Source organism: Actinoplanes aureus (assembly GCF_015704865.1).
In the GTDB taxonomy this organism is placed as follows: Bacteria; Actinomycetota; Actinomycetes; order Mycobacteriales; family Micromonosporaceae; genus Actinoplanes; species Actinoplanes aureus.
In genome coordinates this window covers 1-25,889 of record NZ_JADQTO010000054.1, presented here as the reverse complement: position 1 = coordinate 25,889, position 25,889 = coordinate 1, and the positions used below count along the sequence as shown (strand labels likewise).

General features: G+C 69.7%; 30 protein-coding genes and 1 tRNA gene. 22 read left to right on the top strand and 9 right to left on the bottom strand.

Going from position 1 to position 25,889, the window contains the following annotated elements; genetic code table 11:
- Positions 1–170 precede the first annotated feature (170 nt).
- From I4J89_RS47795 to I4J89_RS47785, 3 genes are all read left to right on the top strand, one after another.
- Complete coding sequence (locus I4J89_RS47795) at positions 171–1,106, top strand: DMT family transporter (protein WP_373688223.1); 936 nt, start codon at positions 171–173, stop codon at positions 1,104–1,106.
- A 172-nt stretch (positions 1,107–1,278) separates the two neighbouring features.
- Positions 1,279–1,923, top strand: coding sequence for a hypothetical protein (locus I4J89_RS47790; RefSeq protein WP_196420883.1), 645 nt, complete (start codon positions 1,279–1,281; stop codon positions 1,921–1,923).
- Positions 1,924–2,441: 518 nt separating this feature from the next.
- Positions 2,442–3,251 carry an SDR family NAD(P)-dependent oxidoreductase gene (locus I4J89_RS47785; RefSeq protein ID WP_373688224.1) on the top strand — a complete coding sequence of 270 codons (810 nt, stop codon included), beginning with the start codon at positions 2,442–2,444 and terminating at the stop codon, positions 3,249–3,251.
- Positions 3,252–3,608: 357 nt separating this feature from the next.
- Here I4J89_RS47785 and I4J89_RS47780 read toward each other — a convergent pair whose 3' ends face one another.
- The 3 genes from I4J89_RS47780 to trxA form a co-directional block, all read right to left on the bottom strand.
- Positions 3,609–4,016 carry a CoA-binding protein gene (locus I4J89_RS47780; RefSeq protein WP_196420881.1) on the bottom strand — a complete coding sequence of 136 codons (408 nt, stop codon included), beginning with the start codon at positions 4,014–4,016 and terminating at the stop codon, positions 3,609–3,611.
- Between the two features lie 603 nt (positions 4,017–4,619).
- The gene (locus I4J89_RS47775; protein WP_196420880.1) at positions 4,620–6,623 is read right to left on the bottom strand and encodes an intein-containing Rv2578c family radical SAM protein; all 2,004 of its coding nucleotides are present in this window, start codon (positions 6,621–6,623) and stop codon (positions 4,620–4,622) included.
- 138 nt (positions 6,624–6,761) lie between these two features.
- Positions 6,762–7,193, bottom strand: coding sequence for a thioredoxin (gene trxA / locus I4J89_RS47770; RefSeq protein ID WP_196420879.1), 432 nt, complete (start codon positions 7,191–7,193; stop codon positions 6,762–6,764).
- Positions 7,194–7,636: 443 nt separating this feature from the next.
- On the opposite strand from trxA, the gene I4J89_RS47765 reads away from it, so the two are divergent.
- The 7 genes from I4J89_RS47765 (at position 7,637) to I4J89_RS47735 (ending at position 12,616) form a co-directional block, all read left to right on the top strand.
- A complete protein-coding gene (locus tag I4J89_RS47765) occupies positions 7,637–8,269 on the top strand; it encodes a TrmH family RNA methyltransferase (RefSeq protein ID WP_196420878.1) in 633 nt (210 codons plus the stop codon).
- Between the two features lie 66 nt (positions 8,270–8,335).
- A complete protein-coding gene (locus I4J89_RS47760; protein WP_309238794.1) occupies positions 8,336–9,010 on the top strand; it encodes a DUF6758 family protein in 675 nt (224 codons plus the stop codon).
- A gap of 129 nt (positions 9,011–9,139) precedes the next feature.
- Positions 9,140–9,298, top strand: a complete 159-nt coding sequence (locus tag I4J89_RS47755) for a hypothetical protein (protein WP_014447648.1) — start codon at positions 9,140–9,142, stop codon at positions 9,296–9,298.
- Positions 9,299–9,307: 9 nt separating this feature from the next.
- On the top strand, positions 9,308–10,129 hold the full coding sequence (locus tag I4J89_RS47750; protein ID WP_196420876.1) for a PH domain-containing protein: 822 nt from the start codon (positions 9,308–9,310) through the stop codon (positions 10,127–10,129).
- A gap of 39 nt (positions 10,130–10,168) precedes the next feature.
- Positions 10,169–11,020 (top strand): PHP domain-containing protein, encoded by an 852-nt coding sequence (locus I4J89_RS47745; protein ID WP_196420875.1) that lies wholly within the window; start codon positions 10,169–10,171, stop codon positions 11,018–11,020.
- A gap of 51 nt (positions 11,021–11,071) precedes the next feature.
- Positions 11,072–11,689, top strand: a complete 618-nt coding sequence (locus I4J89_RS47740) for a MarC family protein (RefSeq protein ID WP_196420874.1) — start codon at positions 11,072–11,074, stop codon at positions 11,687–11,689.
- A gap of 102 nt (positions 11,690–11,791) precedes the next feature.
- Positions 11,792–12,616, top strand: a complete 825-nt coding sequence (locus I4J89_RS47735) for a RecB family exonuclease (RefSeq protein ID WP_196420886.1) — start codon at positions 11,792–11,794, stop codon at positions 12,614–12,616.
- Between the two features lie 19 nt (positions 12,617–12,635).
- Here the strand turns inward: I4J89_RS47735 and I4J89_RS47730 are convergent, their stop codons facing one another.
- Positions 12,636–13,493 (bottom strand): oxygenase MpaB family protein, encoded by an 858-nt coding sequence (locus tag I4J89_RS47730; RefSeq protein WP_196420873.1) that lies wholly within the window; start codon positions 13,491–13,493, stop codon positions 12,636–12,638.
- A gap of 55 nt (positions 13,494–13,548) precedes the next feature.
- The gene (locus I4J89_RS47725; RefSeq protein ID WP_196420872.1) at positions 13,549–13,983 is read right to left on the bottom strand and encodes a Fur family transcriptional regulator; all 435 of its coding nucleotides are present in this window, start codon (positions 13,981–13,983) and stop codon (positions 13,549–13,551) included.
- Positions 13,984–14,161: 178 nt separating this feature from the next.
- Here I4J89_RS47725 and I4J89_RS47720 point away from each other — a divergent pair, with 178 nt between their 5' ends.
- A complete protein-coding gene (locus tag I4J89_RS47720) occupies positions 14,162–14,641 on the top strand; it encodes a DUF2231 domain-containing protein (RefSeq protein ID WP_230860810.1) in 480 nt (159 codons plus the stop codon).
- A gap of 61 nt (positions 14,642–14,702) precedes the next feature.
- Here I4J89_RS47720 and I4J89_RS47715 read toward each other — a convergent pair whose 3' ends face one another.
- Positions 14,703–15,032, bottom strand: a complete 330-nt coding sequence (locus I4J89_RS47715) for a translation initiation factor 2 (RefSeq protein ID WP_230860809.1) — start codon at positions 15,030–15,032, stop codon at positions 14,703–14,705.
- 64 nt (positions 15,033–15,096) lie between these two features.
- Here I4J89_RS47715 and I4J89_RS47710 point away from each other — a divergent pair, with 64 nt between their 5' ends.
- A complete protein-coding gene (locus tag I4J89_RS47710) occupies positions 15,097–15,276 on the top strand; it encodes a hypothetical protein (protein WP_196420870.1) in 180 nt (59 codons plus the stop codon).
- Between the two features lie 17 nt (positions 15,277–15,293).
- Here I4J89_RS47710 and I4J89_RS47705 read toward each other — a convergent pair whose 3' ends face one another.
- Positions 15,294–15,860 (bottom strand): hypothetical protein, encoded by a 567-nt coding sequence (locus I4J89_RS47705; protein WP_196420869.1) that lies wholly within the window; start codon positions 15,858–15,860, stop codon positions 15,294–15,296.
- A gap of 192 nt (positions 15,861–16,052) precedes the next feature.
- Here I4J89_RS47705 and I4J89_RS50680 point away from each other — a divergent pair, with 192 nt between their 5' ends.
- Positions 16,053–16,223 (top strand): hypothetical protein, encoded by a 171-nt coding sequence (locus tag I4J89_RS50680; RefSeq protein WP_230860814.1) that lies wholly within the window; start codon positions 16,053–16,055, stop codon positions 16,221–16,223.
- Positions 16,224–16,445: 222 nt separating this feature from the next.
- Here the strand turns inward: I4J89_RS50680 and I4J89_RS47695 are convergent, their stop codons facing one another.
- Positions 16,446–17,075, bottom strand: coding sequence for a 5-formyltetrahydrofolate cyclo-ligase (locus I4J89_RS47695; RefSeq protein ID WP_196420867.1), 630 nt, complete (start codon positions 17,073–17,075; stop codon positions 16,446–16,448).
- An 82-nt stretch (positions 17,076–17,157) separates the two neighbouring features.
- Between I4J89_RS47695 and I4J89_RS47690 the strand changes: the two genes are divergently transcribed.
- The 7 genes from I4J89_RS47690 to I4J89_RS47660 all read left to right on the top strand — a co-directional run bounded on the left by I4J89_RS47690 (position 17,158) and on the right by I4J89_RS47660 (position 23,905).
- On the top strand, positions 17,158–19,152 hold the full coding sequence (locus I4J89_RS47690) for a GGDEF domain-containing protein (RefSeq protein ID WP_196420866.1): 1,995 nt from the start codon (positions 17,158–17,160) through the stop codon (positions 19,150–19,152).
- A 46-nt stretch (positions 19,153–19,198) separates the two neighbouring features.
- The gene (locus I4J89_RS47685; protein WP_196420865.1) at positions 19,199–20,092 is read left to right on the top strand and encodes a UTP--glucose-1-phosphate uridylyltransferase; all 894 of its coding nucleotides are present in this window, start codon (positions 19,199–19,201) and stop codon (positions 20,090–20,092) included.
- Positions 20,089–21,399: a molybdopterin molybdotransferase MoeA gene (locus I4J89_RS47680; protein ID WP_196420864.1), complete on the top strand. Its 1,311-nt coding sequence runs from the start codon at positions 20,089–20,091 to the stop codon at positions 21,397–21,399. The genes I4J89_RS47685 and I4J89_RS47680 overlap by 4 nt, the downstream gene beginning before the upstream one ends.
- A complete protein-coding gene (locus tag I4J89_RS47675) occupies positions 21,400–22,035 on the top strand; it encodes a GNAT family N-acetyltransferase (RefSeq protein WP_196420863.1) in 636 nt (211 codons plus the stop codon).
- 112 nt (positions 22,036–22,147) lie between these two features.
- On the top strand, positions 22,148–22,897 hold the full coding sequence (gene sepX / locus I4J89_RS47670; protein WP_196420862.1) for a divisome protein SepX/GlpR: 750 nt from the start codon (positions 22,148–22,150) through the stop codon (positions 22,895–22,897).
- A 177-nt stretch (positions 22,898–23,074) separates the two neighbouring features.
- Positions 23,075–23,148, top strand: a tRNA-Ala gene (locus tag I4J89_RS47665).
- A gap of 343 nt (positions 23,149–23,491) precedes the next feature.
- On the top strand, positions 23,492–23,905 hold the full coding sequence (locus I4J89_RS47660; RefSeq protein WP_196420861.1) for a hypothetical protein: 414 nt from the start codon (positions 23,492–23,494) through the stop codon (positions 23,903–23,905).
- Positions 23,906–24,054: 149 nt separating this feature from the next.
- Here the strand turns inward: I4J89_RS47660 and I4J89_RS47655 are convergent, their stop codons facing one another.
- On the bottom strand, positions 24,055–24,255 hold the full coding sequence (locus I4J89_RS47655) for a hypothetical protein (protein ID WP_196420860.1): 201 nt from the start codon (positions 24,253–24,255) through the stop codon (positions 24,055–24,057).
- Positions 24,256–24,629: 374 nt separating this feature from the next.
- Here I4J89_RS47655 and I4J89_RS47650 point away from each other — a divergent pair, with 374 nt between their 5' ends.
- Positions 24,630–24,944, top strand: coding sequence for a type VII secretion target (locus I4J89_RS47650; protein WP_196420859.1), 315 nt, complete (start codon positions 24,630–24,632; stop codon positions 24,942–24,944).
- 15 nt (positions 24,945–24,959) lie between these two features.
- Positions 24,960–25,751 (top strand): hypothetical protein, encoded by a 792-nt coding sequence (locus I4J89_RS47645; protein ID WP_196420858.1) that lies wholly within the window; start codon positions 24,960–24,962, stop codon positions 25,749–25,751.
- Positions 25,752–25,889: the final 138 nt, after the last annotated feature.

The following is a 25,889-nucleotide window of genomic DNA, read 5'->3' as shown; positions in this document are numbered from 1 at the left end:
CAACGACTACAGCCGCGAGGTGAGGCAACACCGCAGCAAGATCAGAAGAACGCACGGCGGCCGACCATACACAGTGGATCAGAAGACGCCAGGGTCAGTCTCGGGTCACGAAAAGTGGGTCAGATCCGACAAACAGTGACGCTTGACTGTGCGAGAAATGACGGCCGGGGATGAATATGGGTTCACCGCACACGCTCCCGCCGCCGGCCACGATGGCCGCCCTGTTCGTGGCCGTCCTGGCGGTCTCGTCGTCCGCGCCGCTGATCGCCTTCGCGGCCGCTCCGGCGCTCGCCGTCGCCTTCTGGCGGAACGCTCTGGCCACGGCCGTGCTCGCGCCGGTCGTGGCGGTCTCCCGGCGTGCCGAAATACGCGACGTGCTCCGCGGCCCTCGGCGGCGGGAGGGCGTCTTCTGCCTGCTGGCCGGGCTGGCGCTGGCCGCGCACTTCGCGACCTGGATGCCCAGCGTGCAACTTGGATCGGTGGCCACCGCCACCGCGCTGGTCGCCACTCAGCCGGTCTGGCAGGGACTGATCGCGGCGGCGCAGGGCCGGCGTCCGTCCACGGCCGGCTGGATCGGCATCGGGCTGGCCGTGGCCGGCGCCGCCTGGGCGACCGGTGCCGACCTCGGCGTCTCCACGCAAGCGGTGTTCGCGGACGTGCTCGCCCTGCTCGGAGCGGTCGCCGCGGCCGTGTATACCGCGCTCGGCGAGCGGGCCCGGACCGCGTTGAGCACGACCACGTACACCGGCATCTGCTACGGCACGTGCGCGATCATCCTGCTGATCGGGTGTGTCGCCGGCGGGGTCGACCTGGCCGGATACGACCAGCAGACCTGGCTGGCGATCCTGGCCATCGTCGTCGGCGCCCAGCTGCTGGGTCACTCGATGTTCAACTACGCCCTGCATCACACGTCGGCCACCACGGTCAGCGTGCTGATCCTGCTCGAGGTCCCCGGCGCCGCGCTGATCGCATGGGCCTGGCTGGGGCAGGTGCCGCGGATGAGTTCGCTGCCCGGGCTGGCGCTGCTGCTTCTCGGCGTAGCCGTGGTGATCCTGGGTGCGGCGCGCAGTGGACGCCGGGCCGCGGTCGCGGCCGTACCGTCCTGATCGAGCCCCACGGTCTCTTTCCAGCGAATTCGATAGGGATTCGCCGTCCTCATTCCGGTCTGCGATAGAACGTCGCGTTGGCCCTCGCCGTCCGATACGCCGTCACCAGCGGCGCGGTTCCGCTCGTTGCACAGCGGTCGGCCGGCGACGCAGCGGGATCGAGGGGGAGTGGATGCGACGCGTTCGGGTGGTCAAGCTGCTGGCCGCGGGGATCCTCGCCATGCACGGCACCGGCTGTGCGGAGTTCAGCGGCGCGACCTTGCGGGACCGGGCCGGCCTGACCGGAACCTGGCGCACCGCCGGATGCGAGTTCAGCCGATCCCCGCAGCACGCCGTCGTGGGCGGAGTCCGGACGCCGGTCACCCCGGCCCGGCTGGCCGCGGCCATGGAACGCATCGAGCAGGGCGGCCGGGAGCGGTTCGCCGCAAGCTACGCAGGCATCGAGGTCGACCAGATCCGGGTACGCGCGCACGTCTACCGAGTCCCGTCGGCCGCCTTCGACGACTACCTGCGGCACAGCGCCGAGGACAGCTGCATCGTGGTACGCGACGCGGCGCACGCCGTAGCTGAACTCGGCGCCTGGCACGACCGGGTGATCGCCGATCTGCCGTTCTGGACGGCCCGGGGTGTTCGAATCGTCGCGGTGGGCAGCCGCCATGACGGCGTCGGGGTGGAGGTCGGTACGCGCGACTTCGACCGTGCCCGCCGCATCCTTCCCGCCCGGTACGGCTCCCGGGCGCCCCTGGTCTTCGTCGAGGAGGGCCCGGTGATGTCGCGGGCTGAGGGGCGGCCGGTTGCGCCTGGTGCCGGTGGTTGAGGGGCGCTGGTGGTGTCGCGGGCCGCGGGGCGGCCGGTCGCGCCTGGTGCTGGTGGTTGAGGGGTGACGGCCGCAGCTCGGCGTTCCCGGCGCAGCCGCCTCAGCTCGGCCGATTCGTCACTGCTCACGCCCTGCCGCTGCCATCCCTCATTCGTTCCCAAGCAGGGAAGTCTCTACAAGATCCGGGGCGGTTCAATTGGTCGCGCCCGGCGCTGCTGGTCGAAGGGCTGGTCACATCGCGGTCCGGCGGTTGGCCTTGTGCCCTGGGGCCGGCGGACGGGACTCTCGTTACTGTCAGAAAGCCGTCAGAATCGGGCCACGTCGGGAAGGCCCGGGTACGCCACAGTGACACGATGTTTGCCCCGGCTTCCGGGAGCAGGCAGGATCGCCGCATGGTCTTCGACGCCCGTTCCGCCGGGGGTAGTCCGTCCCGGCGTGACGCCACCCGCCCCGCTGATGGCCGACCACCCCGCTCCGGCGCGCCCGGTGGGGATTCGGAACGCCCCGACCAGCCGGACATGGTGGAGGTCGTGGAAGCGGAGATCGAGGAGTCCGGTGAGGCGCCTGTGACCCTCCGCCTGGACGGCAAGGTCGCCCTGGTCACCGGTGCCGGCAGCCCCGACGGCATCGGGTACGCGACCGCGCGTCGCCTGCGCAACCTCGGCGCCCGGGTCGCGATCGTGTCGACGACCCGCCGCATCCACGAGCGTGCCTCGGAACTCGGCGTGACCGGGTTCGTGGCCGACCTCACCGACGAGTCCGAGGTCGGCGCACTGGCCGACGCGATCTCCGACCAGCTCGGCGACGTCGAGGTTCTGGTCAACAACGCCGGCCTGGCCAGCCGGGCCAGCCCCGAGGTACTGCGGCCGGTCGCCCAGCTCACCCTCGACGAGTGGAAAGCCGAGATCGACCGCAACCTGAGCACCGCGTTCCTGTGCAGCCGCGCGTTCGTAGGCGGCATGTCGGAACGCGGCTGGGGCCGGATCGTCAACCTCGCCGCCACCGCCGGTCCGGTGAACGCCCTACCCACCGAGGCGGCGTACGCGGCCGCGAAAGCAGGCGTCGTCGGCCTGACCCGGGCTCTGGCGATGGAGCTGGTCGCCGACGGCGTCAACGTCAACTGCGTCGCCCCCGGCACGATCTACACGGCAGCCTCCACTGTCACCGAGATCAAGCAGGGCCTCGGTACGCCGATCGGCCGCCCTGGAACCCCGGACGAGGTCGCTGCGGCGGTCGCGTTCCTGTGCTCACCCGCGGCGTCGTACATCACCGGCCAGATGCTCGTGGTGGACGGCGGCAACAGCGTTCGCGAGGCCCAGTTCCGCTGATCCGCCCCGTTTCCGGTGTGCTGTCCGATGGACAGCACACCGGTGCGGCAATCCCGTGGTCGCGCTTCGGTCCTGCTTGCGGTACGGGGTGCGCCGCTCTTGTTGCTGTTCGCACGCCGGGTTGCGGCGCTTGCGCCGCTCTTGCTGCGCTGCGGGTTGCGTGCTCGCGCCGTTTCTACCGGCGCCGCCACTGCGGTCCTCGCCGTCCGTTCGTCGCAGCCAGTTGCGGTGCTCGTGCGGCAAAGGCAGTGCGCCGGATATGGCCGCGCGCCACGGTCGCGCATCAGGCATGCGCTCATCCCGCTGTGCGACGACTCGGATAACCGTCCGGCGAACCACTCGCCTCGACCAGGTCGGTCAGGACAGCTTGGTGAGCTGACCGACCGCCCGCTCCACGGCGAGGCACCGATCCTCGACGTAGTCCATGCCCGCCTCCTCAGCGATCCGCCGCGCCTCGGCGGAGACTATGCCGCTCTGCAGCCACACGGCCGGCGCCTTGATGGCGGCGGCCTGTCGGACCACCTCCACGGCGTCCTCTGCCGGCCGGAAGATATCGACCAGGTCGACCGGCTCGCCGATGTCCGCCAGTGTGGGCACAGTCTTGACGCCGAACACCTCGTCCACGAACGGGTTGACCGGGATGATCCGCCACCCGTACCGCATCATCTGCAACGGAACGGTGTGAGAGGGCTTATAGGGATCCCGTGATGCACCGACGACGGCGATGACATTCGCGTCCGCGAGAATCTGCTGAGCGCTCCGCATACATCAACACTATCCGCGCATCCGCCCCTCCCGACCTTGGCGGTCCGAGCCGTGCGAGGCCGCCGCGCGGGCGTGCCGCGGGTAGCAAGGTTCGGCGGTTTCCCGGGCCCGTCATCCGTGGCCCGACGCCTGGAAAAGTCGTGTGCTGCGTCGATCGTGATCAACCTCCATCCTGTAGCCAGCCGGCTGTGAGAGCGAGCCGGCTGTGAGGGCGAACTGGTTGTGAGGGCGAACCGGCCCTGTAGCGAGCTGGCTGTGGGGCGAGCTGGCTGTGAGGGCCTGCCGGCCGTGAGGCCGGCCGACCGTGAGGCGGGCCGCCGTGAGGTCGGCCGACCGTGTGGCGGGCCGCCGTGAGGGCCTGCCGGCTGTGAGGGCCTGCCGGCTGTGAGGGCCTGCCGGCCGTGAGGCCGGCCGACCGTGGCGGGCCGCCGTGAGGGCCTGCCAGCTGTGAGGTGCTCCCAGCTGTAAGGGCTGCCGGCCGTGAGGGCCAGCCGGCCGTGAGGGCCAGCCGACCGCGAGGGCCAGCCGACCGTGTGGCGAGCCGCCGTGACGGCCTGCCGGCTGTGAGGGCCAGCGGGCCCTTGCAGTTAGCCAGCGCGAGGTTCACAGCAGAGTGAGCTGATCAGCGTTACCCCCACTCCCCGGCCGAGACCGCCGACCGCTCCCTGGCTCGGCCGCGCTCCCCGGCCCGGCCGCCGGCTCGGCCTCGGTGACCCGCCGAGCCTCGGCCGGCTCCGACCGATACAGCCCATGCCGGCGCGCGGCCATGCGGACCCGGGCGCCGATCTCCTCCTGATAAGCACGCGGCAGGTAGGACCCGTTGCCGAACAGCTCCCGGTACCGCGGCCGCAGCTCGGGATGGGTGCGGCCCAGCCAGGCCGCATACCACTCGCGGGCGCCGGGGCGCAGGTGCAGGGCGAGAGGCGACACGCTCGTCGCGCCGGATTTGGCTATCGCGGCCACCGTCTCGTCGATGGACTCGTCGGTGTCGGTGAGGCCGGGCAGGATCGGCGCCATGAGGACGCTGACCCGGAGGCCGGCGTCGGTGAGGCGGCGGACCACCTCGAGCCGGCGGCGTGGGCTCGGCGTGCCGGGCTCGGCGGAGCGCCACACGGTCTCGTCGATGAAGCCGACCGAGACGGAGAGGCCGACCCTGGTCACCTGGGCGGCCTGCTCGAGCAGATCGAGGTCGCGCAGGATCAGCGTGCCCTTGGTCAGGATCGAGAACGGGTTGGCGTGATCGCGCAGCGCGGCCAGGATCTCCGGCATCAGCCGGTAGCGGCCCTCGGCGCGCTGGTAGACGTCGACGTTGGTGCCCATCGCGATCGAGGCGCCGGACCAGCGCGGATCGGCCAGCTCGCGGCGGATCAGCTCGCCGGCGTTCACCTTCACCACGATGCGGGTGTCGAAGTCGTGGCCGGCGTCCAGATCGAGGTAGGTGTGTGTGTTGCGGGCGAAGCAGTTGTGGCTGACCACGCCGTCGGCGATGAAGTCGCCGGTGCCGGTGGAGATGTCGAAGAGCGGCAGGGTGAGGCCTAGATCCTCGATGTCGGCCACGGCGAGGCGCCGCTCGGTCCGCACTCCGACGCCGGAGGCGTCCAGCGGCATCTGAGACGCCCCCGTGATGTGCCGGAAGCGGAGAGCCGCCTCGAGATGCCGCTCCGTCTCGACACGGCCGAGGGAAGCCGGCCCGCGGACGGCCGGCGTCCGGACCCGGGCCGGGGTGCGGGCGACCATCCCGAGGTGTGTGAGGGCCTCGGCGATCCGTCGCAGGTACGCCTGGTCGCCGCTCTCGAACACCACGGCGAGCCGCTCCGCGCGTCCCACCGCGCCGAACGCACCGGCCAGAAATCCCCGGTGCCAGTCGGCGGTGGGCAGCTCGGGCCAGCGCAGGGCCTCAGTGAGGGAGACGTCGTCGAGGTAGCCGTCGGCCCGGATCCAGGCATCTCCCTCGCCGGCCACGCCTGCGCCGGAGGCGTCACCGCGGAGCAACCCGCAGAGGAACCCGGCCTGGTAGTCGGGGGACTCCTTGGGCGGCTCGGCGAAGTGGCCGACCCCGAACATCAGGTCGCCGACGGCCAGGGCCGGCTGGTGCGGCTCGGCGGGGCTGACGTGCCGCCACCCTCGGTCGGTGAGGAAGCGGTGATCTCCGCTGGAGACCAGCCGGGTGCCGTCGGTCAGGGTGACCCGGAACGCGGGCTTGCTTGTGGACCAGTGGTCCAGCACCGTGGTCGGCACATAGCGCCGGTGCGGACCGGCGCCCATGGTGCCCATGACGGCGTCGCCGGGACGGATCTGCGCCAGCGGGCGGGTGGAGCCGTCGGCGAGCAGGATGGGAGTGTCACCGGCCAAGCAATACGTACAAGCGTGGGAGCACCCGCGATAGGGGTTGATGGTCCACTCGAACGGCACCCGGGACGCGCCGGGCACCCGGTTGATCAGGGATTTGGCCCGCACCTCATAGAACGTCATCCCGGCGAAGCCGGGGGTGTCGAAGGTGCGGACCGTCGCGTCGGGCAGCGCCAGCGGCAGGGGTGGAGCCGCCAGCGCCGCCCTGTCCACGAGCGAGCCGTCGTCGGTGCCAGCCGACAGGTTGGACCATCGCATGGCAGGTATTCGAACACATGTTCTATGCCGTGTCCATCACCCTCGCCGGATCTGTGGACAACGCGTCGGACCTGTGTAAAAGCAGGTGCGCATACGAAAAGGGGCCCGCGAATCGCGGGCCCCTTCGTAGTTCCGGGCTCAGCTGCGGCCGGCGGCCGCCGCTTCCTCCTTGGCCGGAGCCTCGGCCTCGTCCGCGTCGCCGTGCGCACCCTTGCGGTGTGCGGCGATCTGCTCGCGAACCTCTTCCATGTCCAGCTGCTCGACCTTCTCGATCAGGCTCTCCAGCGCGGACTCGGGGAGTGCGCCCGGCTGGGCGAACACCACGATGCCGTCGCGGACGGCCATGATCGTCGGGATGGAGCGGATGTCGAACTTCGCGGCCAGCTCCTGCTCGGCCTCGGTGTCGACCTTGCCGAAGGTGATCTCCGGGTGCTTCTCCGAAGAGCGCTCGTAGGTGGGCGCGAAGCGTACGCAAGGCCCGCACCAGCTGGCCCAGAAGTCGACCAGGACGATGCCGTCCTTGCCGGTGACCTCGTCGAAGTTCGCTGCGGTCAGCGCAACCGTCGCCATGATGCCTCCGTCTGCGGGAATCGCTTACGTCCGGTGGAACCTCTGGTTACCCCTTCACCATTCCCGCTCGGGCGGCGGCGACACGTGTCGTACAGCACCATCGGGTTCGGCGGGGACAACCCATCGTAACTGAAAGTAGGCGCTCAGTGTCTGGTTGCTGACTCTCCGGGCGCGGCTGATCCGTCCGCCATCTTGTGATCTAGGCGATTTGTCCTGCACACGCGTCCGGTGTGGGAGCGCATCTAAAGATCATTCTATTAGTAAAGAAACCTAAATGTGACCTGGGTCACACCTGAAAGTCCTTCACATGGATACGGACGGTAAGGCAAACTCTTTCTCAACAGAGCGTGGGCGGCGGGTGCCGGGGAGGGCCCCGCCGCTCATTGCGTCTCCCGTCAGATCTCCGCCGATGCGGTGAGATCGAATGAGTAGCCTAACGCCTCATGACGGCGGGCGAAGACCAATCTTTTGAAATCGGCGTAGGCCCCTGGGCGGGTCCCTGGCCCACCGGCGAGAAGTACGACCCGGAGCTCCTCAAGGCCGGTGACCGGCGCAACGTCGTGGATCGGTATCGCTATTGGCGCCGGGAAGCCGTGATCGCCGACCTGGACGCGCGGCGGCACGATTTCCATGTCGCCATCGAGAACTGGCAACACGATCTCAATATCGGCACCGTGGTCCGTAACGCCAATGCCTTCCTTGCCGCAGAGGTGCACATCGTGGGCCTGCGCCGGTGGAATCGCCGGGGTGCCATGGTCACGGACCGTTATCAGCATGTGCGTCACCACCCGACCATCGAGGAGTTCGTGACGTGGGCGGCCGCTGAGGGTCTGCCGGTGATCGGCATCGACAACCTGCCGGGTTCGCGCCCGATGGAGACGACCACGCTGCCGCGCCGGTGTGTCCTCCTCTTCGGGCAGGAGGGGCCCGGCCTGTCGGATCCGGCCAGAGCGGCCTGCTCCCAGCTGTTCTCGATCGCCCAGTACGGGTCGACCCGCTCCATCAATGCCGGTGTCGCCAGCGGTATCGCCATGCACGCGTGGATCCGCGCACATGCCGGTCCGCCGCCCGCCTGAGCAGGATCAGCCCGTGTTCTGCCGATTCGCTTGACGGGGACTCCCGCGACCCGCACGGTATGGAGTGTGGGTGTCACGGTGAGTTGCCCCAGATGTGCTGCTCAGGTCCGGAAGCCGGACCTGATGCACAGCACCTGGCGGTGCGACAGCTGTGGCGACGTTCCGCCGTTCCACGTCGCCGAGCACATCAGTGCGGAGATCGTCGGTGCGGTGCTGCGGGAGTCGGCGTCGAGCGCGGAGCGGATACCGCTCTGGTGTCCGTGGCCGCTGCCCACCGGTTGGATGGTCACCGGGGTCGCCTGGTCCGGTGACGAGCGCTTCGGGGTCCGGGCGACCGCGCTGGCATGCAGCGGTCCCGAGCCGCTCGGTGGCGGGCCGGCTGATCTGGTTCTCATCGCCGAGCAGCCCGGGGTGGGCCTGGGCAACCGGTTCGCCGGCATTCCGGGCATCGATCCCGGGCATCTGCTCTCCGAGGCGCTGGCCGTACGGGGTGCGCACGCCGGTCCACACGCGAAGATCAAGGCGGCCGGGCACCCGACTCCACTGTGGTGCGTCAAGTCACCGGAAGATCGAAGTGCCTACGTGAGTGAGGCAAAAGGAATGTGGCTCTATGCGGTAGCGTGGCCCGCAAGCGCGGGCTATCTTCTCGCGGAGCACGTCGTTCTGCACGACCTCTCCGAGGGGGTGCCGCCCGAGCTGGTGTTCGGGGCGCCGTCGCCCTATCTACACGGTCGCGCCTGACTCTTAGGTGTGACCTGCGGATATGGCAATCGGCTTTCCGGACACTTTGTTCACACGAAGCGACGAAGCTGATACCGTCAGTATTGCCGCGGCGCTGAACGTCACCCGCACCGGAGGAGAAGGCCCGCCATGATCAAGAAGGTCCTCACCTGGCTTGGTATCGCATTCTTGATCTTCTTCATCGCCTTCAACCCGAGATCCGCCGCTGCGGTCTTCGAGTCACTCGGAGGCACGATCGCGGACATCGCACGAGGCTTCGGCACGTTCTTCACCGATCTCGTCGCATAGCATCACCATATGGATCCTGGTGAGCCGCGCGGCCAGCGAGGTGAGGGTGCTGGACGCCCTCAGGATGACGATGCGAGTTTCGGGTTCAACGACCCGGCGTACCAGGACAGCCCTGAGTACTCACGCGCTGATCGCTCTGATCCCTATGGGGATGATGAGGCGTATGCGCGGGGGCAGCAGCGTCGTGACTCCTATGACGCGCCGGAGGAGTACGAGGCGCCCAGCTTCACCGAGGAGGAGCTGGAAGGCCTCGATCGCAGCGGCGGTCCGCGTCGGTTCCTCCCCCTGGAGGATGAACCGACCACACTGGTCGCCCGCTACCTCTTCCCGACCGAGCGGTACCGCGGTGAGTGGAAGCGTCACTGGATCCATCTGACCGGCCCGATCGGCATCGGCGCCGGCGCCACACTCCTCCTCGGCTACCTGGCCGGCTTCCTGACCCGGCAGAACGTCGACGGCATGGTGACCGTCGCGGTCCTGATCTGGCTCGGCGTGATCAGCTGGGTCGCCTGGAAGGTCTTCGACTGGTACTTCGACCGGTTCATCCTCACCAACAAGCGCGTGATGGTGGTCAACGGCATCATCACCCGCAAGGTGGCGATGATGCCGTTGCTGCGGGTCACCGACATGAAGTACGAGCAGTCCGCCCTCGGCCGCATGCTCAGCTACGGCACGTTCGTGCTGGAGTCGGCCGGTCAGGACCAGGCGCTCCGCGAGGTCAAGCACCTGCCCAACCCCAACGAGCTCTACCTGCGTGTGGTCGAGGAGATGTATGAGCCGCAGGCGGTCGAGGCCCGGCTGGGCAAGGACGACGAGGGAGATGACGCCTGAGGCCCCGTAGATGGCCAAGTCGGCAGTAGCGTGGCAGCGGTGACCAGCATCGACCTGCACTGCCATTCGACCGCCAGCGACGGCACGCTGACACCGGCCGAGCTGGTGCGGGCCGGTGCCGAGGCCGGCCTCGACGTCATGGCGATCACCGATCACGACACCACCGGCGGCTGGGAGCAGGCCGCGGCGGCCCTTCCGGACGGAATGCGCCTGGTCCGAGGCGCGGAGCTGTCCTGCCGGTGGTTCGGTGCGCAGCCGGCCATTCCCCTGCACGTGCTGGCCTATCTGTTCGATCCGGCCGAGCCGAGGCTGGCGGCGGATCTGGTGCGCCTGCGCGAGGACCGGGAGCAGCGGGCCGAGAAGATCGTGGCGAAGCTGCGGGCGGACGGCGTACCGATCACGTGGCCCGAGGTGCTCGGGTATGCGGCGGGCGGGTCGGTGGGGCGGCCGCACATCGCGCAGGCGCTGATCCGGGCCGGGCTGGTGCGTACCACCACGGAAGCGTTCGCCTCGACCTGGCTGGGCGCGCGTTACTTCGTACCCAAATCGGATCTTGATGTTTTTGAAGCGGTGCGTGCGGTGCGTGCCGCCGGCGGTGTCGCGGTTTTCGCGCATCCCCGGGCCACCGTGCGGGGCCGGGTGGTGCCGGACGAGCTGATCATGGAGTTGGCCGAGGAAGGGTTGTTCGGCCTGGAGGCCGACCATGAAGATCACACGCCCGCGCAGCGGGCCGAGGTGCGAGCTCTGGCGGAACGGCTCGGCCTGGTCGTCACCGGATCATCCGACTTCCACGGTACGCACAAGACAGTCGCTCTCGGAGCCTTCCGCACCGCCCCGGAGGCGTACGAGAAGATCGTCTCCGCCGCGACCGGCGTGCCCGTGCTGGGGTGACGATCGCCCCACCAGCCTGCGCCCAACCGCGCCGCCACCTACCTTGAGCGGGTGAACGTCAAGCTGTTCGGCGAATTCTTCGTGACTCTGCTGGTGATCGTCGATCCGCCCGGCATGGTCCCGGTCTTCCTCGCGCTCACCGGAACCCTGCCGCCGAAGGCCCGCAACCGGGCCGGCACCCAGGCCGTGCTGCTCGCGCTCGGGGTGATCGTCGGCTTCGCCGTGGCCGGGCAGACGCTCTTGGACTATCTGCACGTTCAGCTCCCGGCGTTGCAGGCCGCCGGTGGTCTGCTGCTGGTGCTTGTCGCGTTGCAGCTGCTCACCGGCAAGACCGACGAGCCGTCGGAGCAGGCCGGCACCACCAACGTCGCGCTGGTCCCGCTCGGCACCCCGCTGCTCGCCGGGCCTGGTGCCATCGTGGCGACCATGCTCTTCGTCCAGCGGGCGGAGACCACCGACGAGTACCTGATCCTGGCCGGGGCCATCCTGGCCGTGATGGCCACCGTCTGGCTGGTGCTGCGCTTCTCCGGGATGATCGTCCGGCTGCTCCGGCCGGCCGGTATCGAGGTGCTCACCCGGATCGCCGGTCTGCTGCTCGCGGCCATCGCGGTTCAGCTCATCGCGGATGCCATCTTTGCCTTCGTGAAGTCGTACTCGGCGCTGCTCTGACTTCTTGTCGGAGGGTGCTGGCAGGATTGTCGCGTGCCCCCCACCAGATCCCGCGCCACCAAGCCGGGTGCCGTCGTGCCGGAGCAACTCGGTTTCGCCGGCATGCCGGAGCGGCTCTTCGTCTGCACGCCGAGCAAGCTCGGGGCGTACATCGACTGTCCCCGCCGCTATCGATATACGTATGTGGATCGTCCCAGCCCACCGAAGGGGCCGCCGTGGGCGCACAACTCGCTCGGCGCGAGTGTGCACACGGCCCTGAAGAACTGGTTCACGCTGCCGCCCGACCGGCGCGCACCAGGCGCGCTGCCGACGCTGCTCAAGGCGACCTGGGTGCGGGAGGGATACCGCGACGTCGACCAGGAGCGGGTCGCCTATCGCCGGGCGCTGGACTGGCTCGAGTCCTACGTGGCGACTCTCGACCCGGCGGAGGAGCCGCTCGGCGTGGAGCGGGGAGTGGCGACCAAGACGGCGATCCTCGCGCTGAACGGGCGGGCCGACCGGATCGACGGCCGCGCCGGGCCGGACGGTCCGGAGGCGGTGATCGTCGACTACAAGACGGGCCGATCGGGGCTGGACGCCGACGACGCCCGGGGATCGCAGGCGCTGGCGCTCTATGCGTTCGCGGCTCAGCGGGTCTTCCGGCGGCCGTGCCGGCGGGTCGAGCTGCACCACCTGCCGACCGGCACGGTGGCCGCGCACGAGCACACCGAGGAGTCGCTGGCCCGGCAGGTGCGCCGGGCCGAGGAGACCGCGATCGACATCATGGCGGCGGAGAAGGCGGTGGCCGCGGGCGCCGACCCGGACGAGTCGTTCCCCACCAACCCGGGCTCGCTCTGCGGGTGGTGTGACTTCCGCAAGGTGTGCCCGGCCGGCGCGGAGGTGCCGGCGAAGGAGCCGTGGGCGGCGGTCGAGCACCTGGGCGGCTGATCTTTCGCCCGGAGGTGGGTCAGGCCAGGCCGACGCGTTCCAGGGCGGCCCGGCGCACCGGGGAGACCTGGTACTGCTTCGGCAGGGTGGACAGGATCGTGGCGATCAGTGCGCGCAGGCCGCGGGCCGAAAGTCGGGCGGCCAGGTCCGTGGTGGGCCAGCCCAGGCCGCCGTACATCTTGCGGGCCCAGGGCGGCAGCAGGCCGATCGCGGTGCCGGCGACGCCGAGGTACGCCCAGCGCGGCGGGCCGAGATTGAGCCCGAGGCGGAGCGCCCGGCCGCCACCCCAGAGGTCCGGGATCGGTGGCACGGTCAGGAAGAGCGCCGCCTCCGCACTGTCCCGGGTCAGGGCGAGCTCCGGGCGCAGACCGGCGTAGTAGTCGGCCACCTCGGCGGCGGTGGACGGCACCGTGGCCGGGTCCAGACCGACCAGCTCGGCGGCACGGAGCTGCTCGGTGAAGTACGCGTCCACCTCGTCGTCGGTGAGCCGCACCCCGGCGTGTACCGCGGTACTCAGGAACGACTCGACCTCAGCGACGTGCACCCAGCGCAGCAGATCCGGCTCGTCGATCCGGAATCGTTCCCCGGTGCGCGGGTCGACCGCCGTCATCCGGGCGTGCAACCGGCGCAGGCGGGCGGCGGCCTCGCGTACCTCGGTGGTGCTGCCGTAGACCACCGTCCCGACGTAGTCCGACGTGCGCAACAGCCGGCCCCAGGGGTCGGCGCGGTAGCCGGAGTTCTGTGAGACGCCGGCGACCGCACGCGGGTGCAGCGCCTGTAGATAGAGCGACCGCAGCCCGCCCAGCAGCAGGATCGGTTCGCGGTGCAGTTTCCAGGTGACCGAGTCCGGTCCGAACAGCCCCACGTCTGCCGTCATGACATCCAGCGTGCCACGCGCCGGCGGCCGACCTGAAGCGAAGGCGCCGGCGAGGTCAGGCCGAGGTGTCGGCCTCTCGGCGGGTCTGGCAGGCGGGGCAGAGACCCCAGAAGGTGACCTCGGCCTCGTCGAGGGCGAAACCGTGGGTGGAGCTCGGCATCATGCACGGCGGTTCGCCCGCGGCGCAGTCGACGTCGGCGATCGCGCCGCAGCCACGGCACACGATGTGGTGGTGGTTGTCACCGGCACGGGCCTCGAAGCGGGCCGGGCTGCCGGCCGGCTCGATCCGGCGGGCCAGGCCGGCCCGGGAGAGCGCGCCGAGTACGTCGTACACCGCCTGGGTGGAGACGGATTCGAGCCGGGTGCGCACCTGCCGGGCGATCTCGTCGACCTCGAGATGTCCGCCCGCGGTGAGGACCTCGAGCACGGCAAGACGCGGGCGGGTGACCCGCAAGCCGTGCGTACGCAGCAGTTCTGCACCGGTGGACATCGGTCCATGACAACACGAGCAGGGTGATTCACCAACTCGCAAGGCGACCCAGTTCGAGCCGTTCAGGCCACAAGATTGTCACGAAGAATGTTTGAGCGTTCAAACAACTCCTAAGCTTGCCCGCACACCGGATCCTGGAGCACACCCGGATCCCGCTTGCACCTCGGATCGAGGAGGAATGGTGTTCGACCAGGTCAACGGTTTGCCCGTCCATGCTCTCGTGTTACACGCCGCCGTCATATTCGTGCCGCTGCTGGCTCTGGGCGCGACCGTCTACGCGCTGGTCCGGCCCTGGCGGCCCAAGCTCGGCTGGGCCGTCGCGCTCCTCGCCGTGGTGGCGCCGGCCTCCGCCTTCGTCGCGAAGCTCTCCGGCACTGAGCTCTACAACCGCCTGATCGGTGAGGAGCGGGTCTCGCCCGCCGGCCGGGAGATCATCGACCAGCACATGGACTTCGGCACCCTCACCACCTGGGTGTCGATCGCCCTGGGTGTGGTCAGCCTGATCCTGGTCGCGCTGACCGTGCGCAACCCCCGGGCTCTGCCGAAGCTCGCCGACGTGGCATTCGCCGTGGTCGTCGTGGTCCTCGCCGCGGTAAACGGCTACTACGTCTTCAAGACCGGCGACTCGGGCGCGACCGCGGTCTGGGGCACCTACTGACGGCTGCCGGCGCGGGCCGTGCGGGAGTTTCCCCGTGCGGCCGGTGCCGGAGGCAGCCCGTTCAGAAGAGGATTCGGGAGCAGAACAGGCAGATGAGGATGATCGCGACCGCGCCGGCGACCAGGCCGATCCCGTAGGTGACGGTGCGCGCGGAACCCTCCGCCTCGTCGAGGGCGTCGATGTCCTGAGCCGGCATCGAGCGGGGCGGCGGTGGATTGGCGATCGTCGGTGGCCGCCAGCTCGGCGACGGTGGCTCGGCTCGGGGCGGCCCGGCATAGCCGGCGGGTTCGGTTGCGGGCGGCTCGTCCCGCTCCGGGCGGCCGAGCGATGCGGCGGACGGGTCCGGCCGCTGCCAGAAGGCGTCGTCCGGGTCGCTGGTGGGGGAGCTCACGTTCACCGACGGTACAGCCGGAGGGGGACGACGGCCGCGCCGCTGTCGGCTTACCCTCGTAGTCGTGGACATCCTGGATGACCCTGAGCGGGACAACGACGCCGAACGCGAAGTCGACTTCGAGTCCGAAGAGGCTCCGGTGCTGCCCGATCAGACCCGCGACGACACCGAGCGGGGCTGGGGCGAGGTGAGTTACTCCAACGACGATCGCCTGATCGAGGACCGGCCGCCGCACTGGGACTGAGCGCGGGCCGGCCGGGATCAGCCCGGCCTGATCAGGATCGCGAAACCGCGGCCGGGTGCCGCGACCGCCCGCTCGGCTTCGCGTGGGCTGAGGGCCAGTAACAGACCGCCGGTCACCGGATCGTCCTTGCCGGTGACGTCCAGGACCAGTGCGCTACTCGCCACCGGTGTGGTCCGGCGCCCGGCGTCGTCCTCGAGACGCAGCAGATCGACACGATTGCCGGGCCGGACCACGGCCAGCGCCGCTGGATCGGCCAGCCGGACCGGCACGCCGACACTGCCCGGCGGGACGGCGCCGACACTGCCCGGCGGGACGGCGCCGACACTGCCCGGCGGGACGGCGCCGACACTGCCCGGCGGGACGGCGCCGGCGGTGCCGGGCGCAACGGCCGGTTTCGCGGGCGCCGACGACGACGCCGTGATGATCACCGGGGCGCAGGACGTGGGCCGGGTCCACAGGACCGCCGCTGCTGTGATCAACAACACCGCGACCGTGCCGAGGCGCAGGAGCGAGCCGCGGCTCGGCCCACGCCACCGCACCGGATCGAGGCGTTCACCCTGCCGGTCGGGGTTGGAACGGGGCATGCTGGCCTCCTGTTCGCCGATGACGGGGTGACGCTAGGCGGCTCAGCGGAGGCGGCGGGAGCGGGCTGTGGACGGCGGTGAAGTGTGGACGACGCCGGAAACCCCAAGTGATCTTGCTAAGGAAAAACGCGCCGGACCTTGATCGGCCCGGCGCGTTCTCATGTCTGACGGGGTCAGGAAGCCGCAGCGGTCTTGGTCGTCGACGAGGAGCTGGAGCTCGTGCTCGACGACGACGTGGCCGCCGGCGTCGAGGACGGGGTCGAGGTGGTGGACGGCGAACTCTCCGGCTTCTTGGCCGCCGAGTCTCCGGATCCGCCCGACTTCTCGGCGCTCACGTTGCCGGAGCGAGAGTCGTTGCGGTAGAACCCGGAACCCTTGAAGACGACGCCGACCGAGTTGAACACCTTACGGAGCTTGCCTCGGCAGTTCGGGCACTCGGTAAGGGCCGGGTCGGAGAAGGACTGCACGGCTTCGAGCTGCTCACCACACTCGGTGCAGGCGTACTGGTAGGTAGGCACGGCTCCTCCGGATCATTCGGCTGCTGGCACTCGCCAACTCCGAGTGCCAATGTTGCGGCATCGGAGGTCAGTTCGTCCACTCCGGGCCCGGCCTGAGGGCGAAGCCGCCAGTGGGCGTGATCACAGCGCCGACTCGGCGGTCATGCGGTTCGGCCGGTACCTCGTCGACGTCCTCGCCGTCGTGGAGCAGTGCCACGACCAGCGGGCCCGGTGCCGGCAGGCGGGCGAGAGCCCGGTCGTAGGAGCCGCCGCCCCGTCCCATTCGGGTTCCGTCCCGGCCGACCGCGAGCGCCGGCACCAGCACCAGATCGGCCTCCCGGATCGCGGCCACGCCCAACCGGGGGCCATCCGGTTCGAGCAGGCCGCGTGGGCCGCGAAGGAGCCGCGATGAGTAGGGGGACCAGTCCAGGTCGCCGTCGGGCAGGAGGACCGGAAGCAGCAGGCGGCCACCCGGGGGCAGGGTGCCGGCCAGCAGACGGGGCAGGTCCGGGCCGCCCGGTTCGGAGCCGACCGGGACGTACGCCGCAATGGTGTTCGGCGCCGCGCGGCGTACCAGAGCGAGGGTTTGATTTTGAATTTGGGCGGCGGCCGCGGCGCGGGCGGCGTCGGTAAGTGATCGACGCGCCGTGAGCAGTCGAACGCGCAGCGCGATCTTACTTTGTGGTGATTTTTCCGCGTCACCGGCTAAATCCGACATGCAACACCCCCTTTCGAAAACCGGCAAACGGTGCACACTATGTCAGCATCGCTGGACAAGAGGGCCACTCCCGGGAGGATGTGTGACACTTCGTGGCCGGCTCACCAGCGCGTTTCTGGTGGTCGTGCTCGGTCCGGTCCTGCTCGGGTCAATCTTCGTCGCCTTGACCGTCGGCGCCGTGAGCCGGGAGCGAACGGCCGAGCGTCTCGATCATGCCGCGACCACTGTCGGCACTGCCGTGGGGGCACTCTGCCGCCAGTTGCAAGCGGTGGCGGACTCGGTCGCGGTGGTCCCGGACGGTGGCCGTTCCGCGGTCGCCGAACAGCTGATCACCCGCGGACTCGCCACCGAGGTCCGGCTGACCGGTCCGGATCACGCCGCGGTGATTCCGCTGGGGCGCGGGGCCGCGCGGCACACCGCGATCCAGCCGCAGGCGAGCGCACGCACGGCCGACAACGGCACGGCCGGTTGGCGGGACTGCGCCGGATCCGGAACGGCGCCGGATCCAGCCGCGATCACGGCGATCTCCGCGGCCGCGTACGCCGACGATCTGACCGTCATCGCTGCTCAGCGCATCGATCCCGGATTGCTGGACCGCCTGGGCGCGGCCGGCGGGGTGGGTGTGGCGCTCGGCGCCACCGCGCCGGACCGCGACGGCACCGCGACCCGGCAGCTTGCCGGCGGGCCCGGCCAGCCACTGCCGCTGACCCTCAGCGTCCCCGCCGGGAACCCCACCCTCCGGTACGCGATCCTGCTGATGATCGTCCTGGCCACCGCGGTGGCGGCGGTGCTCGCCGCCCGCTGGCTGGCGCGGTCCACCACCCGCCCGCTCGGTGATCTGGCCTGGGCGGCGGACCGGGTGGCGAACGGCGATCTGGACACCCGGGTGCCGATTCCGCGCCCGGATGAACTCGGGCGGCTGGCCGGCACCTTCAACCGGATGACGCGGGAGCTCCAGTCCTACGTGCAGGCGCTGACCGCCAGCCGGGACCAGCTTCGCCGGCACCTGGCCATTCTCGGCGACACCCTGTCCAGCACCCACGACCTGGACCGCATCCTGCCGGTGATCATGCGGACCGCGATGACCGCCACCGGTGCCCGGGCCGGCCTCATCCTGCTCGCCGACGCGACGGACGGGCGGCTGGCGGCGCGCTGCGGCGCCGGCCTGACCGGGACCTGGGACCTGCCCGACGCCGAACTGTCCCAGCGCCGGCTGGTGCCCGGGCGCGGAGTGCTCGGTACGGTCGCGGCCACCGGATCGCCCCTGCGCGGTTCCAGCGGGGCGGGTCCGGACGAGCCGGCGTGTGAGTCGTATCTCGCCGTGCCGATCTGCGCCCCGCCGAATGACTCGGAGACCGAACCGGATCCCGGCACCCTCGGCGTGCTGGCACTCTACGACCGGCTCGGCGGGCCGGCCTTCGACGACGCCGATCTGCGGACCGTACGCACTTTCGCAGGTCAGGCCGGTATCGCGGTGCACAACGTACGCCTGCACGAGGAGGCGCAGCGACTTTCTCTGACCGATCCGCTCACCGGACTGTGGAACTACCGTTATCTGCGTGAGGTGCTGCGCCGGGAGGTGGAGCGGGCCAGCCGGTTCGGGCGGATGCTCACCGTGCTGGTGCTGGATCTGGATCACTTCAAGGAAGTGAACGACACTTACGGGCACGCGGCCGGTGATCAGGTGCTGGGCGAGTTCGCACGGCGGATCCGGATCGGGTTGCGCGAGGTGGACGTGGCGTTCCGCCAGGGCGGGGAGGAGTTCGTGGTGCTGCTTCCCGAGACCGACGCGTACGGCGGGGTGATCGTCGCGGAACGACTCGGCGCCGCGGTCCGTGAGTGGCCGGTGCCGGTCGACCCGCGGCGACCCGGCCTCGACGACCGGATCCCGATCAGCGTCTCGATCGGCATCGCGGTCTTCCCGGAGCACGGCAGCACCGCTCAGGAAGTGCTGGACGCCGCAGACGAAGCGCTTTACGCGGCGAAGAACTCGGGTAGAGACACGTATCGACTTGCTGAGCGGGAATCGGTCGTTACCGGTGGGCCGCAACCGCCCAGACCCGGTGGTGGCCGATAGTCTCGCGGCATGCCCGAGCACGATCCAGCGAAGGTGCGGTGACTGAATGACGACGAACAGGCGCGCGGTGAAGGCAGTGATCCCGGCGGCGGGCCTCGCCACGCGGTTCCTGCCGGCCACCAAGGCGGTTCCCAAGGAACTGCTGCCGGTGGTCGACCGGCCGGTGCTGCAGTACATCGTCGAGGAGGCGGCCGCGGCCGGCATCACCGATGTCCTGCTGGTCACCGGTCGAGGCAAGACCTCGATGGTCGACCACTTCGACCGCCGCCCGGACGTGGAGCAGCGACTGGAGGAGAAGGGCGACCTGGAGCGCCTCGCCGCCGTACGCCGGACCAGCGAGCTGGCCGACATCTACACCTGCCGGCAGGGTGAGCCGCTCGGTCTGGGCCACGCGGTCGGAACCGCCGCCTCGCACGTCGGCGACAACGCGTTCGCGGTGCTGCTCGGCGACGAGTTCGTGGACGAGGAGCAACCGCTGCTGCCGGCCATGCTCGACCTGCAGCAACAGACCGGCGGCATCGTGCTGGCGCTGCTGGAGGTCGCTCCGGAGGAGACCTCCCGCTATGGCATCGCCTCCATCGAACAGACGGACGAGCCCGATGTTGTCAAGATCACCGGGCTGGTCGAGAAGCCGTCGCCGGAGGAGGCTCCGAGCAACCTGGCGCTGATCGGGCGCTACGTGCTGCCGGGGAAGATCTTCGACACGATCGCGGACACCAAGCCGGGTGCCGGTGGCGAGATCCAGCTGACCGACGCGATGGCGACGCTGCTCGCCGAGGGCACGCCGGTGCACGGCATCGTCTACCGCGGGCACCGCTACGACACCGGCATGCCGCTGGGCTACCTCCAGACCGTCGTCGAACTGGCCGTCAAGCGGCCGGACCTGGGGAGTGAGTTCCGGGCCTGGCTGACCGACTTCGTCGGTGGTCAGAAGGGATGACCGCTACGGCCGATGCCGAGGCGGCCGCCAACGAGCTGATGCCTCTCGCCGAGTACCTGGGCAGCGTGCTGCGCAGGTTGCGGGCGCTGCCTCCGCTCGACCTCGACCTCACTCAGGCACACGGGAACGTGCTCGCGGCCGACGTGTTCGCCCCGCACCCGTTCCCCGCCTTCGACCAGGCCGCGATCGACGGGTACGCGGCCCGATGGGAAGACCTGGCGGGAGCCGGGCGCATCGGGTCGCACCCGTCGTTCGGGCAGTTCGACAGCAACACCCGCACGGTCCGGCTCAACGTGGTCGGTGACCTGGGCGCGGCCAGCTGGCGTCCGGTCCGGCTCACCCCGGGGACCTGTTTCTCGGTGGCGGCCGGCGCACCGCTGCCGATCGGGGCCGACGTGGTGGTGCCGGTGCACTGGACCGACCAGGGCATGGCGGCGGTGGAGATCATGCACGCGCCGAAGCGGGGTTCGGGCGTACGGCGAGCCGGCGAAGAACTCGCGGTCGGTCAGGTGCTCGCCACCGCCGGCTCGTACGTGAGCCCGCCGATGGTGGCCACCTTCGCGGCCGCCGGCATCGGGCACGTCATGGTCCGGCCCAGCCCGCGGGTGGTGGTCGTGGCCACCGGCGACGAGCTCGTCGACGTCGGCCGGCCCAGCCAGCCCGGACAGGTGGTCGACGCCAACTCGCACGCGCTGACCGCGGCGGCTGTGGAGGCGGGTGCGCTCGCGTACCGGATCGGCATCTGCGACGACGACCCGGAAGGGCTGCGCGGCCTGCTGGAGGACCAGACGCTGCGCGCCGACCTGATCATCACCACCGGCGGCACCGGCACCGGCCCGGGCGACATGCTGCGCCGGGTGCTCTCCCGCCCGGGCACCGGCCGCGGCTCGGTCGAGTTCACCGATGTCGCGCTCTGCCCCGGCACCTGCTTCGGCTTCGGCACGGTCGGCGGCGAGGAGGTGCCGGTGGTGTGCCTGCCCGGCGAGCCCGGCGCCGCGCTGATCGGCTTCGAGGTGCTGGCCCGTCCGGTCATTCAGCTGCTGGCCGGGTCGGAACCGGTCTTCCGGCCCGGCGTCAAGGCGCACCTGCTGGAGACCATCTCCTCGCCCGGCGGACTGCGCGAGTTCCGGCCGGCGCACGTCGCGGAACGGCGGGGCGGTGGCTACACGGTGCAGCCGCTCGCCGGTGGGCCGTACACTCTCTCCGGTCTCGCCGAGGCCAACGGCCTGCTGGTGCTCGGTGAGCGGGTCACCACCGCGGCCGCGGGATCGACCGTCGACGTACTGCTCCTCGACCGGAGGCGATGAATGCTGGGGGCCACGCCCGGTTGGCCCGCCGTGCTGGCGGACGGGCCGGTCTTGCTCCGGCCCTACAAGCGTGGTGACGCCCGGGCCTGGTCGGATGTGCGGATCGCCAATCAGGCGTGGCTGTCCCCCTGGGAATCGGCGCCGCCCGGACCGTGGGCCGAGATGAACTCGCCGCGCGCCTTCGGATACGTGTACCGGGACATGAAACGGGCCGCCCGGCGCGGCGACAGCATGCCGTTCGCCGTCTGCCTGGTCGAGGACGGCACGGAACGGCTGGTCGGGCACGTCAACCTGGGCAACATCGTGCGGCGGGCGTTCGCCTCGGCGTACGCGGGCTACTGGGTCGACTACCGGGTGGCCGGGCGCGGCGTGATCCCGACCGCGCTGGCGCTCGCCGTGGACCACGCGTTCGGGCCGGGCGGGCTGCACCGCATCGAGGTCAACATCCGGCCGGAGAACGGGCCGAGCCGCCGTGTGGTGGAGAAGCTGGGTTTCCGCGAGGAGGCGTACCACCAGCGCTACATGCACATCGACGGCGGCTGGCGCGATCACCTCGGATACGCCATGACCAGCGAAGAAGTCGCCGCCGAGGGCGGCCTGTTGTCCCGCTGGAAACGCGTACGCGCCAGCAATTGATCTTGTACGTCGCGACGCTACCGGCGCGGCGCGCGAAATATCACGGCTACCGCCCGTAACCTCGCAATCGTCGCGTCATTCGACGTGCCTACAGTCGTGGCGAAACGGAGGAGTGAGGGTGCCGACCTCGGTGCTCCTCGCCGTCCTCGCCGCGGCCGGCTTGCTCGCCCTCGCCCCGGCGCTGGTCCGCCGGTACGACGCCACCGAGCGACTGGCCGCGGAGCGGGCGTCGTCGACGGCGCGGGTGTTGCAACGCCGCCGCCGTCGCCGCACCGTGCCCGGACGCCGACCGATCAACCCCGGCCGTCAGGTGACGGTTACGGTACCCGCCCCATCGGGTGATCCCGATCCACCCCAACGGCGTCTCCGCCTGGTCACCGGCAAGCGGCCGGCGCGCGTACGCGAACGCCGCGGCACCCCCGCGGTAGTCCGCCGCCGCCGCGTCTTCGCCGCGCTGGTCCTGCTCAACGCCATCGAACTGGTCGGCGTCCTGGCCGTCGGCCCCGGCTTCTGGATCAGCTTCGCGGTCACCGGCACCCTCCTCGGCGTCTACCTGATCCACCTGCGCAACCGCGCCATCGCCGACCGCCGGCGCCGCCGCGTCCAAGCCCGCGAAGCCGCCTGGCTCGCCGCCCGCCAGGCCGAGGTCCGCCGCGAACAGGCCCGCCGGGCAGCCGCCCGCCGCGAAGCCCAGCGCCGCCTGGCCGCCCAGCGCGAAGCGGTCCGGCGCGCGGCCATGGGCCTCGATCGCGAGCCCTCCGACCTGCCGCTGGCCGCCAACGGCGGCTCGGTCTCCTACCGCAGGCGAGGCGGCCTGCGCGGCCGCCCCTACGAAGCCGGCGGCCGGCACCACACAGCCTGAGAACAACCCCGCGGGGTACGGCAAGCGGACAGTCCCCGCTGTCTCCCCGGCGGCCACCGCCCGGTACCGGGCCGCAGCGCCGGTTCCGGGCTGATGCGGTGGGCCGGTTCGCGACCCGGCCGGCCGACCTGTTAGCCTTGCTGCGGTTCCACGGTGAGGCATTCACCGCGAAGCCAAGGGGCTGTGGCGCAGACTGGTAGCGCACCTCGTTCGCATCGAGGGGGTCAGGGGTTCAAATCCCCTCAGCTCCACCCCAGGTCAAAGGCTGTTCCGGGAGATCCCGGAGCAGCCTTTTGATGTTGTCCAGCAGCGAAGCACAGCAGCGGCCCGGCATCGACCCTCACTCCTCGTCCTGCTCGCCGTCGATGCGGTCGCTGAGCCGCCCGACTTCTCCAGGCCAGTAGCTGAATGACGCGCCGTTGAACCGGACGCTCCCAACAGGCGTGTACCAGTGACGCAGGCGCATCCGCGCCCAGTGGCTGGCTCGTCGCAAGGTTCTGCGAGGTTCAAGCGGATCAGCTAACCGACAGCGGGGTAGCGGAGGGCAGCCGAGCTAAGGACACTATCCGCCATTCATGGACGAGGGGTTAAGGCGTGGCCAGGCGAACCGGTCGTGAAGCGCGTGCCAGTGGCTTCGTTCTGAGCCTGTGGTGCGCCATCGTCGTGATCGAGCTGATCGTTACGGCGTTCGCGGCGACTGGGTTCGACGAAGTCGCGGACGCCTCTCCGTTCGGGCGAGCCGGGACCATTGTCGTGTCCCTGGCTATAGCGGCGGTCGCCTGCGTCGGGGCTGTATGCGCCTGGCGTGGCGCGCCAGGACCTCTGCGGGTTCTGGTGGCCGTCCTGCTGTTTCTTGGTACGGGCCTCCTCGTATTGATTGCCCTGTTCTTTGTCATCGCCGCAGATGTGACGGTGATCCTGGGTTTTCTTCTGGTGCCGGCCGCCGTATTCGTTGGCTTGATCGGCGCAGCCGTCTCGCGCTCGATGCCGTCTCGGGTAGGGCGGTGAGTGGTATGGAGCCCGGCATCGGTCAGCGACTCCGACAGCAAGCGGAGCAGCTGGGGAAGTTGGCGAGCGAACTGGTAGGCGCTAGCCCTCACAGGACCGAAGGGTGCGACGCAAGCGGGCGAGTGGTCGTCGTACTCGGATCAGACGGCCTACCGACTGAGATCAGAGTCCGTGATGCGTGGCATCAGCGCATCGAACCGGCGGATCTCGGTGCTGCTGTCCTCGACGCATACACTGATGCCGTTCAACAGGCGGTACGAGCATGGACGGACCGGTTGGACGATGATCGCTGGTGGCAGCGACAGCGAGACGCCGAAGAGGCGGAAATTCAGCAGGTGCGTCCCTCTCATGCTCCGGCGGTAGAGCCTCGGGGCGGCCGTGCGCAAGAAGATCCCGAGTTCAACGAACTTGTCATGAACGCGCTAAGCGCGGTACAGAAACAACCGGCTGACCGGCCAGCGGAACCCGAGGGCTGGGACGACGGGCGACATGTATTACTCCGACTCGGTGCCGGAGGCCTCACCGACTGTGAGATCGAGCCGAGATGGGCACGCAACCGTGACGGAGCCTCCGTCACCACTGCTCTCTCCCAGGCCCTCAAACGCGCGAAATGTGAACTCACCGCTGCGACGAGCCAGCCGGACGAACTTGATTCCCTGGTGAAGGACGCTCTCGCAACGCTTAGATCCCTTACTGCGCAGCATCAACCTCAGGGCGATAGGCGATGACATACCCCAGCCACGAGCAGGTCTCTGGCGCGACCGATGCGCTGCGCCGCGAAGCGACTCAATGGGAGACGCAGAGCGGCAAATTGGGCGCGTTGAGCGGCAAGGTCGCTGAGATGGAGTTCGGCCGGCTCGAAGCGGGGCTCTTCCAGATCATGGTCGGTCCCTACAACGACGTCATCAACGCCGTGGCCGCGCGGTGCGCCGAGGGCGCAACAGCGATGTCGGAGATCGCCGGCACCTTGCGGAGCGCCGCGGATACCTATGAGGCCGAAGACGAGGCAGGAGCGCACCGCATCAAGAACGTCTACTAACGGGGGAGCCTGTCGATGTTCAGTCAAGCCCAGTACGAAGCGGTAATCCGCGAGATCGAGAACGGCACGAGGACGCTTGAGGCGAAGCTCGCCGAGGTCCATCCTGCCGCGCGGAAAGCCAAGGGCCAGTGGTGGATAACCCCACCGGCGGCCATGGCGATCGAATGGATCGCAGAGAAAACCGTCGAAGTCGGTAAGGCGATCTTGAACTGGTTCCTAGATCTTCTGAAGGGTGCGGTCGCGCCGATCTTCATGTTCATCGACGCTTACCATTGGATGGACATCCGAGGATCGGCCAATGCCGTCTCTACCGATCTGACCACGCAGAACCTCGTTGTCGATAACTCCGATTGGTCGGGTGCGGGGCACGACGCCTATCTGACCACTGCTGGCGCGCAGTCGTCGGCTGCAAGCCGTGTCGGCTCGATCGCTACCAGCACGAGTATCAATCTGCTCGCCTGCGCGGCAGCCGGGCTGGCCTTCTATGTAGCGCTCGCAGGTGTGCTGGCCAAGCTCATTGCCGCGTTGGCTGTTGTGATCGCGGCGTTCGGGTCGGTCGTATTCTCGTGGGCCGGCCTCGCTCTTTTCTTGGAAGAGGCGGGGGTAAATACGGCCATCATCGTCACGGCCGTCGCAACCCTCGGCGCGTTTCTTGGTGCGCAGGCCACAGCGATGATCATGCTGCACGGTGACGCCGTCGACCCGAGCGGCTTTCCTGAGGGTGTCTGGCCGAAATCGAACACCGCTCAGTACAGCGACGCCTCCGTCCTCGACGGAGACGCGGACTGGTCACTCAAGAGCGAGTAGCACTGCGTGATCTAGAGCGCTTTCGGGGTCAGGGTTTGTGCCAGGTCTATTGAAGACGCTTTCGGGGGATCGACCGGTTTCGCCGGTTTCGGGTGTGCTGGAAGCATGCGGTACGGCGATGGTGGTGGCCTGAACCAG